The following is a 26,462-nucleotide window of genomic DNA, read 5'->3' as shown; positions in this document are numbered from 1 at the left end:
CCTCTCCATATTAAATTAAAGATTTACGTAATGAAACACTTACTCCTTTTGGTACATGAGCAACAATTTTCGCTCCTGATTCATTTACAGTAACCCAGCCCAATCCAGAGAATACAACGTCCGTTTTCGGTTCACGAATATTAAATTCATATTTGACAAACTCAGGCATATTTTCTAATTCTTCTGGTGTCGGTGGATTCAATAATTCCCCAGCATGTCTTTCGTACAATTCATCAGCCTTTTCGAGCTTTGTGCGATGGATTGTTAAACGGTTTGAGAAATGACAAGTGAATGCACGACGGCCTCCACTTACATAATCAAATCGTGCTAATCCGCCAAAGAATAATGTTTGTTCCTCATTTAATTGGAATACCATTGGCTTAATCTCTGTAGTCGGTGTAATAAGCTTTAAGCTTTGCTTCCCAACATAATGGGCCATTTGATGATGATTAATAATACCCGGTGTATCATATAGAGATGATGCTTCATCTAATGGAATATCAATTAAATCAAGTGTTGTTCCTGGAAAATGAGATGTTGTAATTACATTCTCAGTTTCATCACTAAACTCTTTAATCATACGATTAATAAATGTTGATTTACCAACATTCGTACATCCGACAACATAAACGTCTTTGCCTCCGCGGTAATACTCAATTGCCTCAGCAAGTTCCGCGATTCCTTGCCCTTTAGCTGCACTAATTAAAAAGACATCTTCTGGTTTTAAACCAAGTTGCTTTGCACTATAGCGCATCCAATGTTTTACTTTATCATGCTTAACTGACTTTGGAATTAAGTCAGCCTTATTCCCAACAAGTAATACCTTATTATTTCCTACAAAACGATGTAAGCCCGGTAGCCAGCTACCATTGAAATCGAAAATATCTACGATTTTGACCACTAATGCGTCTGATTGTCCAATTCCGTTCAAAATGCGAAGGAAATCATCATCTGTTAAAGATACATCTTGAATTTCGTTATAATGTTTCAAACGAAAACAGCGTTGGCAAATTACTTGTTCTTTCTCTAAAGACGATGCAGGAGCATATCCTACCTCATTTTTATTTTCTGTTTGAATTTCTACACCGCAACCAATACATTTAATTGTTTCAGTCAAACTTTATTCCTCCCAGTTAATTAAGCCTTTTTTCTTCATGTTTCTCATAATTCTTCGTTCGATTTTTCGATTAAAGCGCGTCACCAATCCGTCCGTTTGCGCTACTGGCACAACTAAAATTGTATGAAGTCCCACTCGATTTCCACCGAGCACATCCGTTAGTAACTGATCTCCAATTACTACAACTTCATCTGGCTGTAAATGCATCTCTTGTATCGCACGCTTAAATGCGCGAACAAGCGGTTTACGCGCACTATGAATAAATGGAATACCTAATGGATCAGCGAAATCTTTAACGCGTTGCTCGTTATTATTTGAAACGACCGTTACTTGAATGTCATTTTCTTTCATTTTCAAAAACCACTCTTCAAGCTGTGGTGTTGCGTTTGGACGATCCCATTCAATTAAAGTGTTATCTAAATCAGTAATAACCCCTTTAATTCCACGTTTCTTCAAATCTTCTGGTTGAACATGATATACATTTTTCACATATTCATTTGGTAAAAATAACTTCAATTTCTTTCACCTCTTTGAGGATTTTTCATAAAATTTTTCGACAACATTTTTCGATAGATAACCTGTGGATAAACTTGTACACACTTTCTACGTTAATTTTTCAGTTAATTTGGAATTTACTAACATTCTATACACATTTTATCCACTGAGGTATGTGGATAACCCCTTGTTTGTGACTGTCATATTTTTTTGGTACATTAAATGCAACAACGAATCAATCCTTATATTATTAGGAGGTGACTCACCTTGAAAACAAAACATATGGAACAGTTATCTACTGAGTTACTCACTGAGTCTTATTATAAAGCAAAAGAGCTAAAATTAAATCCCGACTTCATTTTACTTATAAAACAAGAAATTATTAGACGCTCATTAAAGGACAAGCTTGTCAAATCTTCTTGAGTACATATAGATTACTGATTGACCTGTAAAAAGAGCCATCCTACGATGGCTCTCGAATAAACAAGTACTCCCATCTAGGGGATTTCTTCATTAAGCACCTTTGTCCATATTTCTTAATTAGAGCCTTCACAAGTTTATAATAAAATCTTTTCTTTACTTATGAGATAATCGAGTTGCAATTTTTTCACCAAGACGAAGCTCTTGTCCACTTGTCAATTCCTTCATTACTTCAATCATATCTTTTTCAAACAATAAAACAACTGTTGAACCAAATGTAAAGTATGCCATCTCTTCGCCTTTTTGAACAGTACTTCTTTCATGAAGAAGCTCAATACTATTTACAAACATTGCCCCTACTTTTACAAGCGCCATATGTTCGCCTTCACTATTTACTTCTGTAACAGAGCGATAATTTTTCGACAACGGTTCTTTTCCATATTCCATACCGGCTGCATTTACTGGATATGATTTTCTACCGAGTACAAATCTTTCAGTCACAGAGCCTGAAAGTGGACTATGAATACGATGATAATGACTTGGACTCAAATAAATTACCATATATGTACCGCCTGCATATCGTTTTGCACGCTCTTCATTACCTAGCATATCCACTATTGAATAACGTTTGCCTTTAATATCGAATGTTTTTGTATCCTCAATAGGACCTTGATCAGCAAAAACACCATCAACAGGACTAATGATACTCGATGCGTCTGTATCAATACTACGTTTTCCTTCTTTTAGCCTACGTGTAAATAAATCATGCAATGTTCGATATTCCTTCAAACCCTTTTCCATCTCATCTTGATTGATTTGAAAAACTTTCGCATACGATGGAATAATGATAGAGCTTAAACGAGATTGTGCAAATTTACGTAATATATAAGAAGTAAAACGACCATTTGTAAGTTCGATCATAAGTCGATATAATGTACGTCGCAAATTGCGAAACCTCCTAATCAGTCTGTAACTTTAGTTTCCCCTTCTTTTCTTTCTATATCATATGTAAAATTGGTTCTTATTCCCACATATAGAATGGAGCCGCCTCGTTATACCCAAAGAAAAACTAAGTATAATTTTTATTCTTAAATTGGTTAGCACCTTCTAATATTACAGATAGAACTCGTCATTTTCAACAGTGAACATGTATTTCTTCTTAGAGTGGCTCGTTTTCTTTCCTTTTTTCCGAAAGAAAAGCAGCCACTTTTAAAGTGTAGCTGCCTACAATGTACATTATTCTTTTGCTTTCTTCTCTTTCTCAGCTCGCACAAATTCATGGAACATTTTCATTAAAGCACGCTTTTCAATTCGTGATACATAGCTCCTTGAAATACCAAGCGCCTTCGCAATCTCCCTTTGTGTTTTCTCCTTATCAAGCCCAAGCCCAAAACGCTTCACAATCACTTCTTTCTCTCGCTCATCTAAAATATCGATATACTCTTTAATCTTCTCTAACTCCATACTTAACTGAATCATATCAATTACATCTTCAGATTCTGATTTTAATATATCAATAAGTGATATTTCATTCCCCTCTTTATCTTGCCCGATCGGATCATGAAGTGAGACATCTTTTTTCGTTTTCTTCAGTACACGTAAATGCATCAAAATTTCATTTTCAATACAGCGTGCTGCATAAGTTGCAAGCTTTGTTCCTTTCCCTGCTGAATAGCTTTCGATCGCTTTAATAAGCCCAATTGTACCAATTGAAATTAAATCTTCTGCATCTTCACCGGTGTTTTCAAATTTTTTAACAATATGAGCTACAAGCCGTAAATTATGTTCAATTAAAAGATTTCTTGCTTGAGCATCACCTTGCTCCATTAACTCTAAGTACTTTCTCTCATCATCTGATGATAACGGCTGCGGGAACGCATTGTTCTTCACATAAGAAACAAATACAAACACTTCTCGAACCATATATCCAATTGCGGCGAATAGACTCAAACCCTTCACCTCCGCCAAAATAGTGGTCTTTACTATGTGTATGTGGGCGTGAGGCTGTTTGTGTCTGTACGATATCATTCCAATATGTTTTTTAAGCATACTATTTGTCTCACAAAGCTTCGCTACGTATACTTAAACAAAAGATTGGAGAGTGGAATATGAAACATTTCATTACCCTCTTGTTCATAAGTAGCTTGTAAGAGATGAACTCCTTGTACGCTCTTACAAGCTACTTGTACTACAAGGAGGGATTACAAATATGAAATTTGAAAGAACACGTGCTTATACAAGACATCAACGTCAACGTACAATGCGCCGAAAAACGAATATTGCAAAACACGCATGGGGATATACTCCTGAAATTGCCGGTATTTTTGCAAAAGGAAAAGTTCACTGTTCTTGCGGAATGTGTACAACAAAGTGGAGAACAGAAGGGCCACCTACTAGTGTACAGAAGTGGTTATACAAAATTGATACATACGAAGAATAATCGTTCTTTCTAAAAAAGGTCTTCTCTCGAAGACCTTTTTCCCTATTTAAAGACTTATTTACTCCAAATCTTTTCCCCCGTGTGGGCATCAATATAACGAATTTCTCGACTACAATCGAAGGGTTCTTTATGATTTTCATCCGTCGTTTGTTTATACAGTAATTGATATACCGTTTCCTCTGCATCATTATCTATATACCATTCTAATTTAACTCGGATGGCCTCTTTGTATATTTCTAACGCTTTTTCTTTTGTTACTTTTGGTGTTGTTTCATATGTGCGCAATTCTTTTATAATGTTGCTAGATTCTCCTGAGTAGTACATCACAGCACCATTTTCTGCATTGATGTTGATCATAAGTTATAAACTAAGTTAATTATAACAAAATTCCAGAAAAGGATTTAATTAACTAAAATAAAACTAGAGATATATCTAATCTTTTACTTCATTTCACGATGTAGTGTCACTCGCTTTAATCATGGACAATATTTTTTAGTTCGACGCGCTCTGAGTTGTTTCGTTTATTTTTCTTAGAAATATAATTCCAATCACTACATTCTGTACAAGCCAATGTAATATTTACACGTACGTGTATTTCCCCTCTCATTTATCCACGATTACAAATAAAACGTAATTATTATGATTCATTTAATATATAGTTCTATTTCAAATTGCCGATTATGAAAAAGACAAAAAACTGAAACAATTAGTTCATACGAATTTCACATGAATCTATTACTATAAGACTTGTACATAGCGAACTTACTAACAATCGCGTTTATTCATATATAAAATTTCATTTGAAAGGAGTTGAAAATATGAAAACTAAATATCGCTTTATGATTTCATCATTTGCTGCTTGCGCCTACATGATTTGGTGTTTAGTATAATAACAACTTCACTTGTAAATAAGAAAAGGTGTGTATATAAATGGAATATAACCAATCAACAGTTAACTACTGGAAAGCCTTTGTATTACCTTATACATTCGCTTTAGAAGAGTTAAAAACTAAATTTGAAATTATGAACCGGGAAGCTCAATTTTTAGAAGACTACAACCCGTTTGAACATATAAAAACAAGACTTAAACAACCCGAAAGTATTATTAGGAAGCTTGAGCGTAAAAACTTATCACCAACAGTTGAAAATGCTCAAACACAATTACAAGATATTATCGGCATCCGTATTACATGTTGCTTTGTAGAAGATATTTATCATTTAAAAGAGGTTATTGAGAAGCGCGAAGATATGAAGATTGTAGAAGTAAAAGATTATATTGCTAATCCAAAACAAAATGGCTATAAAAGTTTACACATGATAATAAAATATCCATTAGCACTAAATTCTGGTACGAAAGATGTCTTTGCAGAAATTCAATTACGTACACTTGCGATGGACTTTTGGGCAAGTTTAGAACATAAACTTTACTACAAATATGAAGGAAACATACCTGATTATTTGAAGGATGAACTGCACGATGCTGCTATGAAAGCTGAAGATCTCGATAATAAAATGGCGACAATCCGTCAAGATATTGATGACATTGAAGCATGTTCAAATCAAATTTTATTACCACTTTAAAAAGGTTCTCTCCTATGAGAACCTTTTTTATTTCTTTTCTGTCGTACGAACCTCTTCAATTTTCCATCCTTCATCTTCTTTTCCAAGTGCATACTGTACTTTCTTCTGCAAAGCAACTCCCCCGTCTACTTCTTTTTCCTCTGTTTCAACAATAACAAGTCCCTCTTTAAGAGCTTTCATATTCATATGCTCTAATTCAATTTTCTTATTTCCCTTTTGAAATGCCGCTTCCTTTTGTGTTTTTAAGTCTTCCGCACCTAGCATTTTTTTTGAAAATAATGCCATATGCTCAGTGAAGTTTTTTTCATTCGTCGTTCGTACAAATGCTTCAATAACCCCTTGAATAGAGCCCTCTTCTTCTTTCGTTATATGCACTTGTTCTTCCATCTTCTTAGCGACTGTTTTCTTTTCTACATGCTCCTCTTTAGATTGACAACCAACTAACAATAGCCCGATTAGCATAGCGACTCCTAATTTCCCCGTAAAACCTCTCATCTTTTCACCCTTCCTAAAAAGAAAAAATGAGGCAAAAATGCCCCATTTTCGTTTATAATTAGCGTCTTCCTTTATTCGGATCGCCACCGCCAACAATATCAAAGACACGTTTAGCTATATTTGTATTCTCTTGAACGCCAGAGAATAAGTATTTACCTGGTCCAAATGCATACACGTTCACATCTTCACCTGTATGTCCACCCGTTGTCCAGCCTGTAACCGAACGCTTATTGAAGATATCTTCAATTGCATTATCAATCTTTGTTACATCTTTTGATGGAGCTATATCATTTACAGCTTTAATTTCTTCTGGTGTTAATTGTAGATCAATATACTTTTTCAATGTTTCTTCTACATTTGCACCTTTTGCAATCTCATTTGCCATAAAGTCTGGTGTACGTTTCGCAGCTTTAATCGGCTCTACTTTAAAGTTATACTCACCATTCGCACCTAAAGACAATCCTCCAGTAGAATGGTCTGCAGTTGCAACAACTAATGTGTTCTTATCTTTTTTCGCAAACTCAATTGCTGCTTTAAACGCTTTTTCGAAGTCTTCCATTTCACTCATTGCACCGACAATATCATTATCATGTCCAGCCCAATCAATTTGACTACCTTCGACCATTAAGAAGAAACCGTTTTTATTTTTGTTCAAGCGCTCAATCGCTGCATTTGTCATCTCTTCTAATGAAGGTGTTTTTTCATTACGATCAATCATTTTATCTAAACCACCCGGTGCAAATAAGCCAAGAACTTGATCGCTTTTATCATTTAATAATTGATTACGATCTGTTACATAACTATAACCAGACTTCTTGAATTCTTCTGTAAGATTGCGGTCTTTTCTAACAAAGTTATTTACGCCACCGCCAAGCATAACATCTATTTTATGCTTACCTTTAATTTTCTCATCAAAGTAATCATTTGCAATTGCGTCCATATTTTTACGACTAATATCATGTGCACCGAATGCAGCTGGTGTTGCATGCGTAATTTCAGAAGTTGCAACTAATCCCGTTGACTTCCCTTTTTCTTTCGCTTGCTCCAACACTGTTTTCACTTCAGCTTTATCATTATCTACTGCAATAGCTGCATTATATGTTTTTATACCTGCTGACATCGCAGTTGCTGCCGATGCAGAGTCTGTAATATTTTCATGTTCATCTTCTGGATATGTTTTTTGTGTTCCTACAAGATGTTTATCAAATTCTGTAGATTCCATTTCAAATGTTTTGGGATTGTCTTTCATGTAGCGATGAGCTGTCATATATGAAGGCCCCATACCATCCCCAATTAATACAATGACATTTTTAATCTTTTGATCGCTATCTTTCCCATCCGCTTTCACACTGTCTGTGCGTGTGAAATTCCACGTCGCTACAGAAGTAATTGCCAATGACGCCACAACCGCAAATGGCCATGCTTTTTTTACGAACTTTTTCACTTTTTTGTCCCCCTAATTAGGTTATTCATTTCCCACTATCAAATTTAATAGAAGACTGTTAAGAGAAAATTAGTTATATGTAAATTTTTTGTTAACTTATGTAAATATAAGTTATAATTTGTATAACTGTGTCCTTTCATATCAATCATAGCGCCCTTTACAAACTAAATATAAACAAATTAGATTTCTTTTAACGTAAACCTCTTACTTTACATTTCGTAACAATATCAACTCTATTTTTAAAAATAAAATAGAAACTTGGTGAACCTTTATGAAAACAATAAAACTAAACGAATCTTCCATTCCAGATTTACTCTCTCTTTGTGAATCAGTCGGGTGGTTACAGTACGAAAGTTTTATGAAAGAACAATTCCATATGTACCTTTCAATTGGCACAATTTTTGGCTATGTACATGAGAATAAACTTATTGCATCTGGAGGGGTGTTTTCATTCGACCCTGGATTTTCTTCTATCGGCATGTTAATCGTACATCCTGATTTTCAAAGACAAGGCATTGGCCGTATCTTGCTAAACAACAGCTTAAAACTAGCTCACTCACCGCTTCCTATTATGCTCATTGCAACAAAAGCTGGTGAACCTTTATATCAATCATATGGATTTCAATCAATAACAACAATTTATCGTTTCGAAAAACAAGCAACTTACATAAATACAAATTCCGTTCCCATAAAACAAATTCAGCAAACTGATCTTCAATCTCTAATTTCTCTTGATCAAACTGCGACTGGTGCACATCGTTCTAAGATTTATTCATCGCTACTATCAAGAGCAACTTACTCATTTAAAATTGAACGGGATAATGAAATTGATGCTTTTGCTTTATGCATACAAAAAGGAAATGTACTATGTATTACTCCACTTATCTCAAAAAAAGAAGAATACTCTATTCAATTATTAGAAATAATTTGTAAATCATGGAATGGAACAATACGCATTGATGTTCCGCATTCACAATTCACATTCCGCAAATTTCTTCAAACTGAAAATTTCCATGAAACACTTCTTTCACCTCTTATGATAAAGAACAGTAATCAACTTCCTGGAAATCGTAATATGCTATTTGCTATGATAGATGCAGCGTTATGCTAGAAAGGGGACAACTAATTGAAGCAACTTACCTATCTTATGGCGGGCTGTCTGACTCTTGCATTATTAGTAGGATGTAGTGCCGCAGAAAAGCCCGTAGAACAAGTAAAACAAGTGAAAAATACAATTACTGCGAAATTAACTACAGAAGAAAAAATGATTGAAATAGATGGTCAAACTATTTACTTTAAGCAAATTGGCAGCAAGAAACCACCTTTACTTATGATTCATGGATTCGGTGGATCATCAGATGGATTCCAAAAGATTTATTCTGATTTAGCAAAAGATCATACAATTATTTCCGTGGATGCTTTAGGGTTTGGGCGTTCATCTAAACCGATGGACTTTTATTATTCCTTTCCAACTCATGCGAACTTATATTATAAGTTAATGAAAAAACTAGGTTATGAGACATTCGCAATACTCGGTCATTCCATGGGCGGAGAAATTTCTCTTAATTTAACATATTTATATCCTGATGCGGTTACCCATCTTATTTTAACCGACGCTACAGGTGGCCCTCACTCATTAGTAAATAAACAAGGCTCTCCTAAACCACAATTGTCGACGGATTTAAGTACAGTTTCTTCTGTTGCAGACTATGATGAGAGCAAAGTAAAATTTAAACGTAATGATGAAGAACATTATAACAAAATGAAATTGTGGCCTAGGCGTCTTCAAATCAATGCAAATGAAATAAAACAACCAACTTTAATTATATGGGGAAGAAATGATAGTAGTGTTTCTTGGAAAGAAGGAGAAACTTATCATCAATTCTTAAAAAATAGCACTTTTCATATTATAGAAAAAGGTTACCACGCACCATTTCGTCAAGAACCACAAGAATTTGTAGGGTATGTACAAGATTTCTTTGAGAAAAATCCTATAAGTGCTGAAAAATAAACAGGTATCTCATTTTTGAGATACCTGTTTTCATATATTAAGCAGCTTGCTTTTGGCGTTTTTGAGTTTTTGATCCTAATACTTTCGGTATAACGAAACCATCGATTCCAAGTTTTCCTGCATTCATACCAGAAACAAGAACGAACATTGATAAGATAACCATTTCAGGGTTCACACCAATTGACCCACTAAACATATAGGAAAAGTTCATTACAAGGCCGAAAAAGACCGCTGTTTTTGTTAAACATCCTACAATTAAACCAATTCCGACTAAAATTTCTCCCCACGTTACAAGTGTATTAAACAGATCTACATTTGGAATTGCAAATTCTTGTAAGAATGATGCCCACCAAGATTGAACCGCCGGTTGTGCTCCTTTAGATTTTTCAATTGCACCTTGTAGATAACCAGTTGCATCGAATCCTTTTCCTTGTAGTTTACCGATTCCAGCCATTAGCCATGTGTACCCAAGATATACTCGGATTATCGCTAATACAAAAGAAACTGCTTTGTTTTCTCTTAAAAATTGAATAACCATATCTTCCTCCTAAAGTTGTAATTAAGTTAGTTACGGATAATATAATATCATTAGTTGCTTATTTTTATAATGTTAATTATGAATAATTTGTGACATCCGAATAAAACATCCAAAACTAACGTTTATATAGTAACTTTTATTACCTGTAAAAACTTGAACATATCATACCACAGTTGATAATCATTTTCACTGAAAAAGTATAAAAAAACTGTGTGCTAAATGTGAAACGTGTTCATTCTATATTCGAATAAACACGTTTTAGACTATTCGTATAATCGAAATGTACGGGTCTTCTCATCAATTAATCTTGCTTCTTGAAAAGCATCTTCTAATGTTTTTTTATGATTAATAAGCCCGTAAAATAAGCGAATTGTAAACATAAGTGCTGCATTTCCATCCACATAATCTATCGATCCAATATACGATTTTGCACCATTTTGTAAAAATACTTCTGCTAGTTTTTGTTCTCCTAACGTACAACCACTATTTACAATATGGATATTATGCAATTTTGCATATCCCTTAATTTCTGCTGCACCAAAGTATCCTCTCGGTTCATTTTCGTCATACACATCTTCTCCTAACTCTTCCATTACAAATTCCCCTTCATCACCATGAAAGCAAAAAACAACATAATTGATATCTTTATATAAAGTCTTTCCGGAAAGAACATCGATGAAATCTTTCGGTCTACCGATCCAATATGTCACAACTCTCGCCCCAAAATATTCAAGTGTTGCTCGAATTGATTGCGCTTCGAAATCAGAGTTATAGCCAACCACTAGTGCAATGTTCATTTGACATCACCCTCCCTATAAATCAATTTGATATATCCCCGTTTCTTCTAAAAAATCATCTCTCGTTAAAACTACTTTTTGTAAATATTGTCTATAAGCTGTAATTGTTCCATCATGCGAAACGATACAAACTTTTTCTGCTTTTAACTGATAGCACCAATGCAGAAACTCACCTACTATTTGTTGAAATTCCTTCTCTCGGATTATATTGATTCCCTCATTCCATAACAGTTCATTTGTACTTTCTTCTAACGAAAAATGTGGAAATAGATTTCTAATTATCTCTCGATCTAACAATTGATCACACGGCAATGTTTTAGCTAATTCACGATAAGGGAAAATGCGTGGGGATATATATGGATGAACGATTTTTTGACAAGCAACATTCGAACTCCACATTGTCGCAGTTTGTAGTGTTCGAAGTGTAGGACTAGCGATTAATATATCCCTGTCTTGTAATGGTACATCGCACTGAAGCAATTTAGCCTGCTTCTTTCCTACTCCCGTCAACGGCGGATTCACCACTTGCAAACTTAATGGTAAATCCTTTGTATGTTCACCTTCACCATGACGAACAAAGACAAGTTTCATACTCCTCTTCCTCTCAATATAAAATAGTCTCACATATTCCTTCCCTATTTTATTCTTCATTCCTGCTATATGAAAAAGTAATATGTAAAAAACATTTGACATACATATTTGGAAAACATTACAATTATATATGTCAAATGTTTTTTACAAGAAGAGAAGGACCACAAATATGAAATGGATTATCATCTTTATCGGAATGATCATATAGGGATACATAAATAGCTTTTTTAATAGTGATAAAACTGCTAATCCTTGGATTACAGATGATGAACGTGAAGCAAAAATTAAGCAAGAAGCAATTATCGCAAGCTGGTCCGGTGTTTTCATTTTTTGCATCATTAATCTCTTAAACAAATGGTTAGATTTAGGAGCGAGCGAAAAATCCACTTACTTGCCAGACCCTTTCGGGGCTATTTTAAAAGAAAATGTAGAGTTACAAGTTTTACTTATGCTATTTATTACGTATGGAATATTTTACTTATATTACCGAAGAAAACTAAGTGCTTAACTTTTATCTCATGATTTTCCTCCTAAATGGTTATAGTAATTAGGACGAAATGAAAAAAGGAGAGATATAAAAATGAGTAACTCAAATGACTTTTTAGATACATTGCATGAAAAGCAAGCAAAAGATGAACAAAATAGAAAACATCAAGGGAATGGAAACCCTGCGAAAAAAAAGCCAAATAAGACGCATAAATAACATTGAAAATCCTGCCTAAAAATTATATTTCAGGCAGGATTTTTTACTCGTCTTTCACCGAAATGACATCTTCCCAATTCCATTTCTCATAATACCACTCTGGTACATCTATATTTTCAATCCACTTCTTTTCATATTTCCCATCGCTATGAGCAAGCCATACATCAGCTTTCTTACGATTTGAACGTATCCACATTAATTGGTTGCTCTTCTTTATAAAGATAGGATTATAATCACCTTGATTATAAGGTGGATTTGTGATTTGATGTTGTTCATCGCTTGTACTATTTATCTCATATAAAGTTGGTAGTGGCCTTTTTTCCGGATGTATCGATAGTTCTGCTTCCTTTGCCCTTGAAACGATAATTACTTTATCGTTCTTCCATGTGAAGTCCCAATCAACATATCCTTTTGGAGTAAATGTATTTTGCTGTAGGGCTGGTAATTCTTTTACTTTTAAATGTTTATTCTCTAATGCAACTCTTCCGCTACCCTCAATATACGCCAATATATTTTTTGATGGCGACCATTGAAACCATTGTGTATTTAACAACATTTGATCTATTTTTTCAAAACGACTGCCGTCCGCTCGAATTAAACAAAGTGTATTACTATCCGCTGACAAAGAAGCTGTTGGTACTGCTAAAAACGAAATCCACTTTTGATCTGGTGACCACTTAAATCCACTTGCAACTAATGCTAAAAAGTCATCATGCTCATTCGGTAGTGCATATAAATGTTTCATCTTATGAGGATTCATATTTGCATCCTTTTCCGTTTCATATAGCTGAGCTCCTGTCCATCCTGTTGGAAGCAAATACGCTTCAGATGATACAAGAAACCTCTTACCATCAGGATACCATGCATAGTCACCTACACCAGCTGATACATTTTCAAAATCTGCTTTCTTTTTTTCAGCATCAAACGTATTTAATGTACGTGCAAATACAAATGCAATTACATTCTCTATTGGTGACCATTGATAATTCGATGCTTCTGATTGAAACGGTGTAACTTTCTTTCCATCTTTCAGCCGATACAGTTCAAGATGATTTCGCTTCTTTCCTTTTGCATATGCAAGCCATCCTCCATCATATGACCATTTCGGCCCTGTTATGTACTCTCCTTTTGTAATCTGCTTTTCTTTTTCACCGACTTTAATCCAAAGATCATGATTACGAATAAAAGCAACTTTTACTCCATTATTTTCTGCGCTAATAATAGAAATTGTACAGAAAAAAAGAAACAAACTCACGCTGCCACTTACTATAAACTTTTTCATATAACACCCCTATTTTTCCCTATAGCATCCCTCACATTCCGCTTGCTATATGCATGTTGTAGCCATTCGACATAATCCCCAAAAATTTCCCCAGAAATTTTTAATTCAAAGAGGATTGGTATGAATTATGTCGAATGTATAGTTTAGCCAACATCGGTCTTTATAATTAACGATAGAAATGTAATTTTTATTTTCTGAAAATTACATTTTTTATTAGAGGGAGTTTCATTGTTGCAACTGATGTAACTGAAAATACATCTAATTTAAACGTGGATTTAGAAGTAAAGTAATAAAATTATTGTTGACAAGCTTTTCAATATAGTTTTATAATACAAAACATAGTTTAGTTGAACGAATTATATATCGGCTTTGAAGGAATACTAGTAGCGACTTATATCCCTGTCTCAGAGAACTGATGGTTGGTGCAAATCAGTACATATACAAGTGTGAATTACAATTCTGGAGCTTCTTTCCCGTAATGCTTTTTATGCATGAAGAGAAAGACGGATCTTTCCGTTATCTTAAAGTAAGTGGTAAACAATTAGTTGTTTACAAATAGGGTGGTACCGCGATTTTTATCGTCCCTATCGGATATTCCGATAGGGACTTTTTTGCGTCCTTCCCTTTTAAATAACTTCATATATACGCGTTGAAAGAATCACAGTAGTATCTTATATCCCTGTTTCAGAGAGCTAATGGTCGGTGGAAATTAGCACATATATAAGTACGAATTACAATTCTGGAGCTTCTTTTTCGTAGTGCTTTTATGCATGAAGGAAAAGACGGAGTTTTTCCGTTATCATTAGTTGAGATGTAAGTATATTTTCACTTGCAAATAGGGTGGTACCGCGATTCTTTCGCCCCTATCGGATGTTCCGATAGGGGCTTTTTCTATTTCTCACGCAAACAGTTGTTAAATAATTCCGAATCTTATGATAAAATTCTATAAGCGCTTACAATTTTGAAAGGAGGTGGTACAAGCTATACGAACCGGTATTCATTTTTATAGAAAAAAAGGAGGATGTCTAAATGACAAAGAAAACAAAAATTCCATCACATTTAAAACCATTCGTATCCACACAGCATTATGATCAATACACGCCGGTGAATCACGCTGTTTGGCGTTACATTATGAAACAAAACCATAACTTCTTAAAAGATGTTGCTCATCCAGCATACGTTAATGGACTACAATCATCTGGTATTAATATAGATGCGATTCCAAAAGTAGAAGAAATGAATGACTGTTTAGCACCAAGCGGCTGGGGCGCCGTAACGATTGACGGACTTATTCCCGGCGTCGCATTCTTTGATTTTCAGGGGCACGGATTACTACCAATCGCAACAGATATTCGTAAAGTAGAAAATATCGAGTATACACCAGCTCCTGATATCGTTCATGAAGCAGCAGGACACGCACCGATTTTACTTGATCCTACATATGCAAAATATGTGAAACGATTTGGACAAATTGGAGCGAAAGCTTTCTCCACCAAAGAAGAACATGAAGCTTTCGAAGCTGTTCGTACATTAACGATTGTAAAAGAAAGCCCGACTTCTACACCTGAAGAAGTTGCAGCTGCTGAAAATGCTGTAATCGAAAAACAAAACTTAGTTTCTGGTTTATCAGAAGCAGAACAAATTTCACGTCTATTCTGGTGGACAGTGGAATATGGCTTAATCGGTAATATAGATGACCCGAAAATTTACGGTGCTGGTCTCCTTTCCTCTGTCGGTGAAAGTAAGCATTGTTTAACAGATGCTGTAAAGAAAGTCCCATTCTCAATTGAAGCTTGTACAGGTACAACTTATGACGTAACAAAAATGCAGCCACAGCTATTTGTTTGCGAATCATTTGAAGAGTTGACTGAGGCACTTGAGAAGTTCTCTGAAACGATGGCATTTAAAACAGGTGGCACAGAAGGATTAGAAAAAGCAATCCGCTCCGAAAACCATGCTACAACTGAGCTAAGTAGCGGATTACAAATTACAGGTACATTTACAGAGACAATTAAAAATGATACTGGTGAAGTCATTTATATGAGAACAAATACACCAACTGCATTAGCAATTCATAATAAACAGCTAGCAAATCATTCTACATCTGTGCATAGCGATGGATTCGGGACACCCATCGGATTACTAGATGGAGATATTGCATTAGAAAATTGTACAAAAGAACAATTACAATCATTATGCATTACAATTGGAAATAGTGCAGAGTTTACTTTTGCAAGTGGCATTCATGTAAAAGGAACAGTAACAGACATTGTAAAGAATGATAAAAAGATTGCTCTTATCTCCTTTATAGATTGTACAGTTACTCATAAAGATCGCTTATTATTTGATCCTTCATGGGGAGCATTTGATATGGCTGTCGGCTCACAAATCACTTCTGTATTCCCAGGAGCGGCAGATGCAGCTGCATTTTTCCCAATGGATGAAGAAGTACAAGAAACTCCTGATCCGCTTGTACTGACTGAGCTTGAACGTATGTATCAAACGGTTCGTGATATTCGAGGTGAAGGTACTTTACACGACGCGCATGTCGAGCAATTAGTAGCAATCCAAGAAGTATTAAATAAATTTCATCCGAAAGAATGGTTGCTTCGTCTTGAAATTTTAGAATTGCTTTTAGAACATAACAAGGGTCATGAAGCATCAGCAGCATTATTACAACAACTTTCTACCTTCACAACTGACGAAGCTGTAACGCGTCTTATTAACAATGGTCTTGCACTACTACAGATAAAGGATGTGAAAAATGATGCTACGATTAAATAATGAAGAAGTACAAGAGGAATTAGCAAAGCTGGATAAATGGACAGTGAAAGATGAAAAATGGATCGAAAGAAAATATATGTTTTCCGACTACTTAAAAGGAGTCGAATTTGTCTCTGAAGCCGCCAAACTATCAGAAGAACATAATCACCATCCATTTATCCTTATCCAGTATAAAGCAGTCATTATTACTTTGTCATCATGGAATGCAAAAGGTTTAACGAAACTAGATTTTGAGCTTGCGAAGCAATTTGATGAACTATTTTTACAAAACGAAAAAGCAATTATAAGAAAGTAAAAAAGAGAAGCCATTTTTAGGCTTCTCCTTTTATTTTGAAATGTATACAATGTCCAAATGGGTCCTCAACTTGTAATATTCCATCTTTGTACGTAGCAATCTTGCCAATATTTTTTAAGCTTTCACATACTTGTTCTTTTTGTTTTTCATCCGCTAGTACAATTGTGAAATATTTCAAGCCGACGGAATTTGGCATTTGCGGTGGTATCCCTTCACCTTGCCATGTATTTAAACCAATATGGTGATGATAACCACCTGCGGATACGAACAACGCTCCATTACGAGCTGGGATGGTTACTTCAAAACCAAGACCATCAACATAGAAATGTTTCGCTTCTTCCAAATCAGCTACATGGAAATGAATATGCCCCATCACAGTACCAGCTGGAAAGCCATTCCATGTACTTCCTTGCTGTAATAATTCTTCACCGGCTAACGGGTTACTAACAAATGGTAGCTCTCCATTTTCATCACGCCAAACTTCTTTTTGGCGATCATGATAAATTTCAATCCCGTTTCCATCTGGATCAGCTAAATAAAGGGCTTCACTAAAGTAATGATCGGCTCCGCCGTGCAGTGGATATACCATCTCTACAAGATGACGAAGAACATTCGCTAAATCCTGTCTGCTTGGTAATAAAATTGCGTAATGATATAACCCTGTTCTCCCTCTTTGTTTCGGAAAAGCTTCTTTCTTTTCTTCAATGATAAGGAGTGGCTCGTCATTTTCATTCCCAAATGTAACGACTGTTTCATCTTCTTTTAACACTTTCATGCTTAGTACTTCCGTATAAAACTCTAGTGATTTCTTTATATTTGATACGTATAAATGAACAACATCAAGTGTTGTATCGGAATGAAGTTGAAAACTCATCTTGTTAGCCCCCCATGTAAATTAAGCTTTTTTAAACACTTTTTCTTTTAAGAAATTATCTATAAAACCGTCTGCTTTTGCAACAAATAAGTACGCACCCATCGCTAACAATGCAAGTTCTAATTCGAAGCCAGGATTTTTTCCATCTCCTAATAAACCAGCTGACCATTTCACTTTTACAATTGCTCCAACCATAACAAGTGCAAATAATAATCCAATATATCTTACACCTAAACCTAGAATTAACAATAGACCACCAACTAATTCCACTGTTGCTACACCGTATGCAAGTCCTCCTGGTAAACCAATGCTTGTGAACCACCCTGCAATATTGTCAATTCCTGATTGGAATTTTGTTAAACCGTGCATAAAGAACGTTACCCCTAACACGATACGAATAATTAAGTTACCGATATGTTGATTCATTTCTTTCTCTCCTTTATAGTTTTATTATACAGAACTTTTATTTACATTACAAAACATACACTAATTTTTTTTATTCGTCAATTCATTTTCAGTGGGAAAAAATATATTTTTTTTGCTATGATACAAATAGTTGTTTACAAAAAGGAGCTTGATTTTTATGAACATTGGTTCTGCAATACGTGAAATTCGTCAACGTAGAGGGATAACAATCGCACAAATTTGTGAAGGAACAGGCCTTTCTAAAGGCTTTATGAGTCAGGTTGAAAATAATAAAACATCACCATCTATCTCAACTTTAGAAACGATCTCCAATTTTTTAAACGTTCCCCTTCCCTATTTATTATTAGAACAAAAAGATCGGTTGAAAGTTGTAAAAAAAGAAGAACGTAAATACAGTGTATACGGAAAAGATGAACAAAGAATTGAACATGTTGCGGAGCAAGGTGGTCTTCGCCTATCTCTAGTAGAAATTCCTACCGGGTTTCCGAAAGAAAACTCACCAAATGCTCATGAAGGGGAAGAATGTCACCTTGTATTACGTGGAAAACTAGAAGTTCAACATGGGGAAGATATTGCAATTGTAGAAGAAGGTGATTCTTTCTCCTGGAATGCATGTGTTCCTCATATTGTTCGTAATGTAGGTGAAGAAACTGCATTATTACTTATCTCTAGTCATGCGGAAAATCGAAAACGTGTTTACTAAATAATAAAAAAGAAGCCTGTTTCAAACAGGCTTCTTTTTTATTCCCGTATAATTCCATAACTTGTCCCGACTAGTACAGTCTTTTCATGTTGGTTACGATAAACTGACTCTATTGAAACTTTTTTATACCCTTCCATTTGTTCAATATTTGTTAAAGTTAATTCACAAGTAATCGTATCCCCTGTAAAAACTGGTCTAATAAACTCACTTACTAATTCCCTTGCGATGTAATGTAACTCTTCGCCTACTTTCGTCCCAATGCTAGCAGTCAATAAACCATGAACCATTAATCGTCCATTCTCATCATATTCCATATGATGTCTACCTTTATCGCCTGTAATATTTGCAAATTCAAAAACTTCTTCCTCGGTAAACTTTCTTTCGTATTTAAATACATCCCCAACTTTTATACTCATTTTTATCCCCCTAATAATAACTGAATTTTCTTTCATTTTACCATAAAATGAGCCTCAATTCATTTTCTATTATGAAAAGAATCAGAATTACTTAACTATGATTTTTCTTTACTTTCCGCTCATTTATCGATGGCCATCCCTTTTTGCCACTTGATACCCATAGTACGCACATGTTCCATTTCTTGATAACTCTCTTACTTCAAAACCACAGCTTCTATAAAAATCAAAATTGTTAGCAGATGTATGCGCAAACCAATCGCCATGTGGAAGCTTTTGCAAACAAAGAGCCACAAGTTTCTTACCTAATCCTTTTCCTCTATACTCACACTTCACAACTAAATTTACTATGTTAGCAACCATGATTTGATCAGAAATCACTCTAACCATCGCGACCATCTCTTCTTCATCCCAAATTGTGAAAGCCCATGTTGAATTTTCAAATGCTATCGTAAATTTTTCAATTTGCCAAGAAGGGATATTATCATTACTCCAGCCAGCATCTTCAAATAATGTTTTAATTGCATATGCTGGCACTCCATTCGTTCCTTCACGAATAATTAGTCCATTATGATAAATATACATTTAATCCCTCCTTTTATTTTTATATACCATTCTTCAAAAAGGACATTTCACCTTTAAAAAAGTGAATTTTTTCATCCAACTCTCCTAATAGAATAAACTAGGACATCAATTCCATGAAATGCAGTTGTTTTTTCATAGCTAAGCCCTGTTTTTCTAGCGACAAATATTGAAGCTGGGTGGTTCGGATTAATAAGTGAAATTAATTTATTCATTTGTAACGCTTGAAAACCATAGTCTCGAAATGCTGCCGCGGCCTCTTTCGCATATCCTTTCCCCCAATACTTAGGAAGTAGCCAATAACCAATCTCAATTTCCTCTTTTCCATCTACTTTCTGCTTGACAAGCCCTGCATGACCAATTCGTATGCCCGTTTCCTTTTCAATCATTACAAATAAACCGAGGCCATTTTTATAATTCGGAAGTACCCACTCCTCCAAACTTTTTTTGCATTGCATATATGTTTTTAACGTTCCATTTCCAATATAACGCATTACCTTCTCATTCCCCCATAACGAAGCGTAGAACTGTAAATCATCCATTGTATATTTGCGAAATTGTAGGCGATCTGTATGGAACACTCTTTTTATTCACTCCCATCATTTTGAACCTCATTACATAACAACATATTTCAAATTACGTAAGTGTTGAATGCTTTGTATTAAGAAAACCACTAAAAAGAAAGAAGATTCAGTCTTAACAAGTTGTATTATATCAAAAAAAAAGCAGTAGACAAAAGAGTGTCTACTGCATCCATATCATAACTAGTATAAAGAAAACTACAACTGAGGGGGGTGTAGGCTTTCGAAATATACTAGATACTTATCCCGTTCTAACGGGCGGTAAACTTTCCAATTTTTCAAGTGGAAAGTTTACCGCACATAAGAACTCTTGTGGTCAATTAGGACCGATTAAACTAGCAATTTCTCCAGCTTTAATATGTACATTTTAATAAGAAAAAAATAGATAAGATCACTGTGAAAAGCGTAATGGATTTTTTCATTCTTTCACCTTTAATTGATAATGATAATCACTAATTACTATTCTACTTTAATTGATAAGGATTATCATTGTCAATATAAAACACATACATTTTCTACAAAAACGAAAAAACGCTACAAAAAGAGTTCTTCTTTTCGTAGCGCCTCATTTAACAATTTTCTTCATATTCGCTCTCCTCTAATTGATCACGCATCGCTTTAGCACGCTTAAAGAAGAGGAATGACAAACTTAAAAATAATATGATACTCCCCATCATAACAAAAGTTTGTAACGTCTCTTTTGCTCCATTCGGAATTAATAAACCAACCATCAAAAATGTACTTACTGCAAGAAGCACTTGTCCGAATCGGATATAATCTGCTATTTTTTGTTGTAATTCTTTCATTTATTTATCACTCCCCTCCTCACTGTATCATATTCTATAAAACTTAAAGACAAGTAAATAGAGCCAATCTGGGAGATGTTTTCCAAAGAAAAAGAGCCGCTTAAATGCGACTCTTTCATATCTATTACAGGCCTTTATATGCTTCCATATAAATTTCTTTCAGTTCTGAAATGAGCGGTAATTTTGGATTAGCTGTTGTACATTGGTCTTCAAAAGCTCTTTCTGCTAACACTCCGACAACCTCTTCAAATTGTTCTTTAGCAACTCCTTGTCCTGCAATACTCATATTAATATTCAATTTTTTTCCAAGCGCAATAATTGCTTGAACGAGTGATTCCACACCTTCTGCTGTTGAGCTTGCTGGAAGTCCGAGCATTCTCGCAATATGTGCATAGCGTTCATCCGCTACAAAGTGCTCATATTTTGGGAACAATGCGTGTTTTCTTGGCTTAATAGCATTATAGCGGACTACGTGCGGCATAAGAATTGCATTTGCACGTCCGTGTGGAATATGGAATTCTGGTCCAAGTTTATGTGCTAAACTGTGATTAATACCTAGGAATGCATTTGCAAATGCCATGCCTGCGATTGCGGAAGCATTATGCATTTTTTCTCGAGCTTCTTCATCATTTCCATCTTTATATGCTCTCGGTAAATACTTAAATACGAGATCAATTGCTTTTAATGCTAAACCATCTGTATAATCATTTGCCATAACAGACACATATGCTTCAATTGCATGTGTTAATACGTCCATGCCAGTATCTGCTGTTACATGAGGCGGTACTGTCATTACAAATTGCGGATCAACAATCGCTACATCTGGTGTTAATTCATAATCTGCGAGCGGATACTTTATATTATTTTTCTTATCTGTAATAACCGCAAATGGCGTCACTTCTGACCCTGTTCCTGATGTTGTTGGAATTGCAACAAACTGCGCTTTATTTCCTAATTTCGGATATTTACATGTGCGTTTTCGTATATCTAAAAACTTCTGTTTAATTCCATAGAATGTTGTTTCTGGGTGCTCATAGAATAGCCACATCCCTTTTGCTGCATCCATAGCTGAACCACCACCAAGTGCGATAATTACATCTGGTTTAAAGCTTTTCATCATGTCCGCACCTTTAAAAACAGTTTCATCTGATGGATCTGGCTCGACTTCAAAGAAAACTTCAACTTTCACATCATTTACATGTTTACGTAAATAGTGTGTAACTGTATCTACATAACCATGCTCCACCATTCCTGGATCCGTTACAATAAATGCACGTGAAATATTGGGCATGTTTTCTAAATATGCTGTCGCATGTTTTTCAAAATAAATTTTTGGTGGTAATTTGAACCATTGCATATTCTTTTTTCTATTTGCCAGCCTTTTTATATTTAATAAATGAGTCGCCGTTACGTTTTGGGAAACTGAGTTTTTCCCGTAAGAACCACAACCAAGCGTAAGTGATGGAATAAATCCGTTATATATATCGCCAATTCCCCCTTGTGATGAAGGTGCATTTACGATGAGACGGCAAGCTTTCATGCGTAATCCAAATTGTTTTTGTACTTCTTTATTTGTAGAATGAATGACTGCTGAATGCCCTAAGCCACCAAGGTCTAGCATTCCTTCGCAGTATGTTAATCCTTCTTCTAATGAATTTGCTTTTACACAAGCTAATACTGGGCTCAGTTTTTCACGAGATAGTGGATACGCTGCTCCGATCCCTTTAATTTCAGCTATAAGAATTTTTGTATCTTCAGGTACAGTAATCCCTACTAATTCGGCAATGTACTGTGCTGATTTCCCAACAATATCACTATTTACTGCACATGTATTTTCATTAATAACAAGTTTCTCTAATTTTTTTCTCTCTTCTTCTGTTACAAAGTAACAATTATTTGCAATCATTTCTGTTTTAACATCATCATAAATTTCCTTATCTACAATGATAGCTTGTTCTGATGCACAAATCATTCCGTTATCAAACGTTTTCGATAAAATCAAATCATTAACAGCTCGTTTAACGTGTGCCGATTTCTCTATATAACATGGTACATTACCAGGGCCTACACCTAACGCTGGTTTGCCAGTAGAATAAGCTGATTTCACCATACCAGCTCCTCCAGTTGCTAGAACGAGTGCAACACCTTCATGGTTCATTAATTGTTTCGTTGCTTCGACAGAAGGTCTTTCAATCCATTGAATACAGTGCTTTGGTGCACCAGCCTTCACTGCTGCATCATATACTGTTTTCGCCGCTGCAATGGAACAATTTTGTGCAGAAGGGTGAAATGCGAAAATAATTGGATTTCTCGTTTTTATTGCGATTAATGCTTTAAACATCGTTGTCGACGTTGGATTAGTTACTGGTGTTACTCCTGCTACTACACCGACAGGTTCCGCAATTTCTATTATTTCTTCATGAGGATCTTCGTGAATAATTCCTACCGTTTTATCTTTCTTTATGCTATGCCAAATATATTCAGTGGCAAAAATATTTTTAATGCATTTGTCTTCATATACACCACGGCCCGTTTCTTCAACAGCCAACTTCGCAAGCGGCATATGTTGATCAACACCTGCAAGCGCCATTTCATGAACAATGTTGTCAATTTGCTCTTGTGTAAAACTATCTAATGCTTGTAAAGCTTTTTGACCGTTCTTCACTAACGTATCAATCATCTCTTTTACCTCTTGCATTTCATTTACAACTTTCTCTTTGACTACCATGTAAATTTCCTCCTATTCTACTATCGTGGTCCTTATATGTCCCTATAGGTCAAAATAAGTCCCTATTATCGTAAAAAAAATAGAGTTGCCTTCTTACATGAATCTCATTGTTTGTGAAATATTTCACAAGTTTGTTCGTGAGTAACATTTCATGAATTTAATATACAGGAAATCATTTCATTTGTGTGTGTCTAATTTGTGAAACATTTCACAAATTAACCTTTTAAAAAAGCACTGCTCTATAAGCAGTGCTTTCTTATTATGCTAACGCTTGTGCTAAATCTTCAATTAAATCTTCACCATCTTCAATACCGACAGAAATACGAATTAATGTATCTGTAATTCCTAATTCTTTACGGCGATCAGCTGGAATAGATGCATGTGTCATTTGTGATGGAATAGAAATTAAGCTTTCTACTGCTCCTAAGCTTTCAGCAAGTGTAAAATATTGTAGTTTTTCTAGCACTTTATTTAATGTTTCTTCACTATCTACATCAAATGAGATGATTGCACCAAATCCATTTGCTTGTTCTGTTGCTAATTCGTGATTTGGATGCGATTCAAGACCTGGATAATATACTTTATTTACTTTTGGATGGTTATTTAAAAACTCGGCAATTGCACGTGAATTCGTTTCATGCTCTTCCATACGAATTCCTAGTGTTTTTAAACCACGAAGTAGTAAGAAGCTATCTTGTGGTCCAAGAATGCCTCCTGTTGAGTTTTGTACGAAATGAAGGTCTTCTGCTAATTGTGGGCTATTTACAACTACTAGGCCTGCAACCACATCACTATGCCCACCTAAATATTTTGTTGCACTATGAAGTACAATGTCTGCTCCTAAAGAAATTGGTGACTGCCAATACGGCGTCATGAATGTGTTATCAATAATTGTTAATAAATCTTTCTCTTTTGCAAGAGTGGATATTTTCTTAATATCAGTAATTTTCAGTAACGGATTCGTCGGTGTTTCCACATAAATCGCTTTCGTATTTGGGCGAATTGCTTCTACAACTTCCTCTAGGTTTGTTGTATCTACAAAGGTATGCTCAATGCCGAAACGGTTTAGTACTTTTGTAATAACGCGGTATGTTCCACCGTAAACATCATCTGTTAAAATGACGTGATCTCCTTTTGAGAATAACATAATTGTTGCTGTAATAGCTGCCATCCCTGAACCAAATGCAAATCCAGCATGACCATTTTCTAATACTGCAATCATTTCTTCTAAAGCTGAACGAGTTGGATTACCTGTTCGTGAATATTCATATCCTTGATGCTTACCAACTGCTTCTTGTTTGTACGTACTCGTTTGATAAATCGGTACGTTTACAGATCCAGTTGAAGGTTCTCCTATGCGAATACCATGAATTAACTTTGTCTTTGCTCTCATTTTTTATTCCCATCCTTTGTATATATCTTTACTTAAATAACGCTCACTACTATCTGGAAAAATCGTTACAATATTTGTACCTGGTTTTGCTTTTTCAGCCTCAAGCAAGCTTGCATGGAATGCCGCTCCTGAAGAACTTCCAGCGAGAAGACCTTCCTTTTGCGCTAATTCTTTTACACGTAAAAATGCATTTCGATCAGAAATCGTATGAATTTCATCGAAATAAGATGTTTTTAAAAATGGTGGAATAAATTCAAGACCAATTCCTTCTGTTTCATGTGAGCCAGCCTTACCACCATTTAAAATAGAGCCTTCTGGTTCTACAATAACCGTTTTAATATCAATGTTTTTCTCTTTTAAATAAGACGCAGTTCCCATAAACGTACCGCCAGTTCCTGCCCCTGCAACAAATATGTTAATCTCTCCATTCAGTGCATCCCAAAGTTCAGGACCTAGTGTTTTGAAATAAGCACGAGGATTTGCTTCATTAGCAAACTGACTTGGAGAGTATGAATTTGGTATTTCCTTTACTAATTCTTTTGCCTTTGCAATTGCGCCGGTCATTCCCTGCTCAGTCGGTGTATGCACGACCGTTGCACCTAACGCTTTCATTAATTCTTGCTTTTCAACACTAAATTTTTCTGGTACACAAACAATGACGCGTAAATCATGTTCTAACGCTGCAAGTGCCAGTCCAATGCCAGTATTTCCAGCCGTCGGTTCAATAATTGTTCCGCCCTGGGTAACAAGCCCTTTTTCTAGTGCATCTTCGATTAATTCCCTTCCTAAACGATCCTTAACGCTTCCGCCTGGGTTGTAAAATTCAAGCTTTGCAAATAAACGGACTCCTTTCGGAAGTGAAAAACGAGTAATTTCTACGATTGGTGTATGGCCAATCAACTCATGAACGCCACGATATACATTCATCGTGTTCTCCCCCTTATTTGCCAATAAAGAAAAGGC

The 26,462-nt window shown here is 35.3% G+C and carries 29 protein-coding genes, 2 pseudogenes and 2 other annotated features; of the genes and pseudogenes, 10 read left to right on the top strand and 21 right to left on the bottom strand.

Annotation, left to right across the window (positions count from 1 at the left end):
• Positions 1–10: 10 nt before the first annotated feature.
• Together yqeH and U860_RS0103275 are read right to left on the bottom strand one after the other, a co-directional pair.
• The gene (gene yqeH, locus U860_RS0103280) at positions 11–1,117 is read right to left on the bottom strand and encodes a ribosome biogenesis GTPase YqeH (RefSeq protein ID WP_002173528.1); all 1,107 of its coding nucleotides are present in this window, start codon (positions 1,115–1,117) and stop codon (positions 11–13) included.
• 3 nt (positions 1,118–1,120) lie between these two features.
• Positions 1,121–1,633 carry a YqeG family HAD IIIA-type phosphatase gene (locus tag U860_RS0103275; protein ID WP_002173529.1) on the bottom strand — a complete coding sequence of 171 codons (513 nt, stop codon included), beginning with the start codon at positions 1,631–1,633 and terminating at the stop codon, positions 1,121–1,123.
• A gap of 246 nt (positions 1,634–1,879) precedes the next feature.
• Between U860_RS0103275 and U860_RS0103270 the strand changes: the two genes are divergently transcribed.
• Entirely contained in the window at positions 1,880–2,035 is a 156-nt protein-coding gene (locus U860_RS0103270) for a sporulation histidine kinase inhibitor Sda (RefSeq protein WP_000850096.1), read from the top strand.
• 153 nt (positions 2,036–2,188) lie between these two features.
• On the opposite strand, the gene U860_RS0103265 is transcribed toward U860_RS0103270, so the two are convergent.
• Together U860_RS0103265 and sigK are read right to left on the bottom strand one after the other, a co-directional pair.
• Entirely contained in the window at positions 2,189–2,977 is a 789-nt protein-coding gene (locus U860_RS0103265) for a phosphatidylserine decarboxylase (protein ID WP_025147390.1), read from the bottom strand.
• 291 nt (positions 2,978–3,268) lie between these two features.
• On the bottom strand, positions 3,269–3,982 hold the full coding sequence (gene sigK / locus U860_RS0103260) for an RNA polymerase sporulation sigma factor SigK (RefSeq protein WP_000051382.1): 714 nt from the start codon (positions 3,980–3,982) through the stop codon (positions 3,269–3,271).
• Positions 3,983–4,241: 259 nt separating this feature from the next.
• Here sigK and U860_RS0103255 point away from each other — a divergent pair, with 259 nt between their 5' ends.
• Positions 4,242–4,472, top strand: a complete 231-nt coding sequence (locus tag U860_RS0103255) for a hypothetical protein (protein WP_025147389.1) — start codon at positions 4,242–4,244, stop codon at positions 4,470–4,472.
• A gap of 54 nt (positions 4,473–4,526) precedes the next feature.
• On the opposite strand, the pseudogene U860_RS0103250 reads toward U860_RS0103255, so the two are convergent.
• Positions 4,527–4,829, bottom strand: a pseudogene (locus U860_RS0103250) (DUF4901 domain-containing protein); the annotation flags it as partial.
• Positions 4,830–4,948: 119 nt separating this feature from the next.
• Positions 4,949–5,079: pseudogene (gene rpmG, locus U860_RS32660) on the bottom strand (50S ribosomal protein L33).
• A 323-nt stretch (positions 5,080–5,402) separates the two neighbouring features.
• Between rpmG and U860_RS0103245 the strand changes: the two are divergent.
• Entirely contained in the window at positions 5,403–6,053 is a 651-nt protein-coding gene (locus tag U860_RS0103245; protein ID WP_025147387.1) for a GTP pyrophosphokinase family protein, read from the top strand.
• 27 nt (positions 6,054–6,080) lie between these two features.
• Here U860_RS0103245 and U860_RS0103240 read toward each other — a convergent pair whose 3' ends face one another.
• A complete protein-coding gene (locus U860_RS0103240; RefSeq protein WP_025147386.1) occupies positions 6,081–6,548 on the bottom strand; it encodes a hypothetical protein in 468 nt (155 codons plus the stop codon).
• A 58-nt stretch (positions 6,549–6,606) separates the two neighbouring features.
• A complete protein-coding gene (locus U860_RS0103235) occupies positions 6,607–7,992 on the bottom strand; it encodes an alkaline phosphatase (protein ID WP_025147385.1) in 1,386 nt (461 codons plus the stop codon).
• Between the two features lie 271 nt (positions 7,993–8,263).
• On the opposite strand from U860_RS0103235, the gene U860_RS0103230 reads away from it, so the two are divergent.
• Both U860_RS0103230 and U860_RS0103225 read left to right on the top strand, forming a co-directional pair.
• Complete coding sequence (locus U860_RS0103230; RefSeq protein WP_025147384.1) at positions 8,264–9,103, top strand: GNAT family N-acetyltransferase; 840 nt, start codon at positions 8,264–8,266, stop codon at positions 9,101–9,103.
• Between the two features lie 15 nt (positions 9,104–9,118).
• A complete protein-coding gene (locus U860_RS0103225) occupies positions 9,119–10,003 on the top strand; it encodes an alpha/beta hydrolase (RefSeq protein ID WP_025147383.1) in 885 nt (294 codons plus the stop codon).
• Between the two features lie 37 nt (positions 10,004–10,040).
• Here the strand turns inward: U860_RS0103225 and U860_RS0103220 are convergent, their stop codons facing one another.
• From U860_RS0103220 to U860_RS0103210, 3 genes are all read right to left on the bottom strand, one after another.
• Positions 10,041–10,541 carry a DoxX family protein gene (locus U860_RS0103220; RefSeq protein WP_025147382.1) on the bottom strand — a complete coding sequence of 167 codons (501 nt, stop codon included), beginning with the start codon at positions 10,539–10,541 and terminating at the stop codon, positions 10,041–10,043.
• Between the two features lie 263 nt (positions 10,542–10,804).
• Entirely contained in the window at positions 10,805–11,338 is a 534-nt protein-coding gene (locus U860_RS0103215) for a hypothetical protein (RefSeq protein WP_025147381.1), read from the bottom strand.
• 15 nt (positions 11,339–11,353) lie between these two features.
• Complete coding sequence (locus U860_RS0103210) at positions 11,354–11,929, bottom strand: histidine phosphatase family protein (RefSeq protein WP_025147380.1); 576 nt, start codon at positions 11,927–11,929, stop codon at positions 11,354–11,356.
• Positions 11,930–12,143: 214 nt separating this feature from the next.
• Here U860_RS0103210 and U860_RS31115 point away from each other — a divergent pair, with 214 nt between their 5' ends.
• Positions 12,144–12,437: a phosphoglycerate mutase gene (locus U860_RS31115; RefSeq protein WP_081806589.1), complete on the top strand. Its 294-nt coding sequence runs from the start codon at positions 12,144–12,146 to the stop codon at positions 12,435–12,437.
• Between the two features lie 72 nt (positions 12,438–12,509).
• Positions 12,510–12,632, top strand: coding sequence for a DUF4023 domain-containing protein (locus U860_RS0103200; protein WP_002173541.1), 123 nt, complete (start codon positions 12,510–12,512; stop codon positions 12,630–12,632).
• Positions 12,633–12,675: 43 nt separating this feature from the next.
• Here the strand turns inward: U860_RS0103200 and U860_RS0103195 are convergent, their stop codons facing one another.
• A complete protein-coding gene (locus U860_RS0103195; protein ID WP_025147378.1) occupies positions 12,676–13,914 on the bottom strand; it encodes a PD40 domain-containing protein in 1,239 nt (412 codons plus the stop codon).
• Positions 13,915–14,274: 360 nt separating this feature from the next.
• Positions 14,275–14,503 (top strand) — a binding site (T-box leader).
• 51 nt (positions 14,504–14,554) lie between these two features.
• Positions 14,555–14,782: a binding site (T-box leader), on the top strand.
• A gap of 161 nt (positions 14,783–14,943) precedes the next feature.
• Here U860_RS0103195 and U860_RS0103190 point away from each other — a divergent pair.
• Positions 14,944–16,698: an aromatic amino acid hydroxylase gene (locus tag U860_RS0103190; protein WP_025147377.1), complete on the top strand. Its 1,755-nt coding sequence runs from the start codon at positions 14,944–14,946 to the stop codon at positions 16,696–16,698.
• A complete protein-coding gene (locus U860_RS0103185; protein ID WP_025147376.1) occupies positions 16,679–16,993 on the top strand; it encodes a 4a-hydroxytetrahydrobiopterin dehydratase in 315 nt (104 codons plus the stop codon). The genes U860_RS0103190 and U860_RS0103185 overlap by 20 nt, the downstream gene beginning before the upstream one ends.
• A 16-nt stretch (positions 16,994–17,009) precedes the next feature.
• Here the strand turns inward: U860_RS0103185 and U860_RS0103180 are convergent, their stop codons facing one another.
• Positions 17,010–17,867 carry a VOC family protein gene (locus tag U860_RS0103180; RefSeq protein ID WP_025147375.1) on the bottom strand — a complete coding sequence of 286 codons (858 nt, stop codon included), beginning with the start codon at positions 17,865–17,867 and terminating at the stop codon, positions 17,010–17,012.
• A gap of 21 nt (positions 17,868–17,888) precedes the next feature.
• On the bottom strand, positions 17,889–18,293 hold the full coding sequence (locus U860_RS0103175; protein ID WP_025147374.1) for a DoxX family protein: 405 nt from the start codon (positions 18,291–18,293) through the stop codon (positions 17,889–17,891).
• Positions 18,294–18,450: 157 nt separating this feature from the next.
• Between U860_RS0103175 and U860_RS0103170 the strand changes: the two genes are divergently transcribed.
• Complete coding sequence (locus U860_RS0103170) at positions 18,451–18,996, top strand: XRE family transcriptional regulator (RefSeq protein WP_025147373.1); 546 nt, start codon at positions 18,451–18,453, stop codon at positions 18,994–18,996.
• A 38-nt stretch (positions 18,997–19,034) separates the two neighbouring features.
• Here the strand turns inward: U860_RS0103170 and U860_RS0103165 are convergent, their stop codons facing one another.
• From U860_RS0103165 to U860_RS0103135, 7 genes are all read right to left on the bottom strand, one after another.
• Positions 19,035–19,412, bottom strand: coding sequence for a MaoC/PaaZ C-terminal domain-containing protein (locus tag U860_RS0103165; RefSeq protein WP_002173548.1), 378 nt, complete (start codon positions 19,410–19,412; stop codon positions 19,035–19,037).
• A 123-nt stretch (positions 19,413–19,535) separates the two neighbouring features.
• Positions 19,536–19,994, bottom strand: a complete 459-nt coding sequence (locus U860_RS0103160; protein ID WP_002173549.1) for a GNAT family N-acetyltransferase — start codon at positions 19,992–19,994, stop codon at positions 19,536–19,538.
• Positions 19,995–20,065: 71 nt separating this feature from the next.
• Positions 20,066–20,572, bottom strand: coding sequence for a GNAT family N-acetyltransferase (locus U860_RS0103155; RefSeq protein WP_025147372.1), 507 nt, complete (start codon positions 20,570–20,572; stop codon positions 20,066–20,068).
• A 569-nt stretch (positions 20,573–21,141) separates the two neighbouring features.
• On the bottom strand, positions 21,142–21,378 hold the full coding sequence (locus tag U860_RS0103150; protein WP_025147371.1) for a YrhC family protein: 237 nt from the start codon (positions 21,376–21,378) through the stop codon (positions 21,142–21,144).
• A gap of 124 nt (positions 21,379–21,502) precedes the next feature.
• Positions 21,503–24,106 carry a bifunctional acetaldehyde-CoA/alcohol dehydrogenase gene (adhE, locus tag U860_RS0103145; RefSeq protein ID WP_025147370.1) on the bottom strand — a complete coding sequence of 868 codons (2,604 nt, stop codon included), beginning with the start codon at positions 24,104–24,106 and terminating at the stop codon, positions 21,503–21,505.
• 259 nt (positions 24,107–24,365) lie between these two features.
• Positions 24,366–25,499, bottom strand: coding sequence for a bifunctional cystathionine gamma-lyase/homocysteine desulfhydrase (locus U860_RS0103140; RefSeq protein ID WP_002173554.1), 1,134 nt, complete (start codon positions 25,497–25,499; stop codon positions 24,366–24,368).
• 3 nt (positions 25,500–25,502) lie between these two features.
• Positions 25,503–26,426 carry an O-acetylserine dependent cystathionine beta-synthase gene (locus U860_RS0103135; protein ID WP_025147369.1) on the bottom strand — a complete coding sequence of 308 codons (924 nt, stop codon included), beginning with the start codon at positions 26,424–26,426 and terminating at the stop codon, positions 25,503–25,505.
• Positions 26,427–26,462: the final 36 nt, after the last annotated feature.

It is taken from the genome of Bacillus sp. H1a (assembly GCF_000633475.1).
Lineage (GTDB): Bacteria > Bacillota > Bacilli > Bacillales > Bacillaceae_G > Bacillus_A > Bacillus_A paramycoides.
The sequence above is the reverse complement of the archived record's forward strand: the minus strand, read 5'-3'. Positions and strand labels throughout refer to the sequence as shown.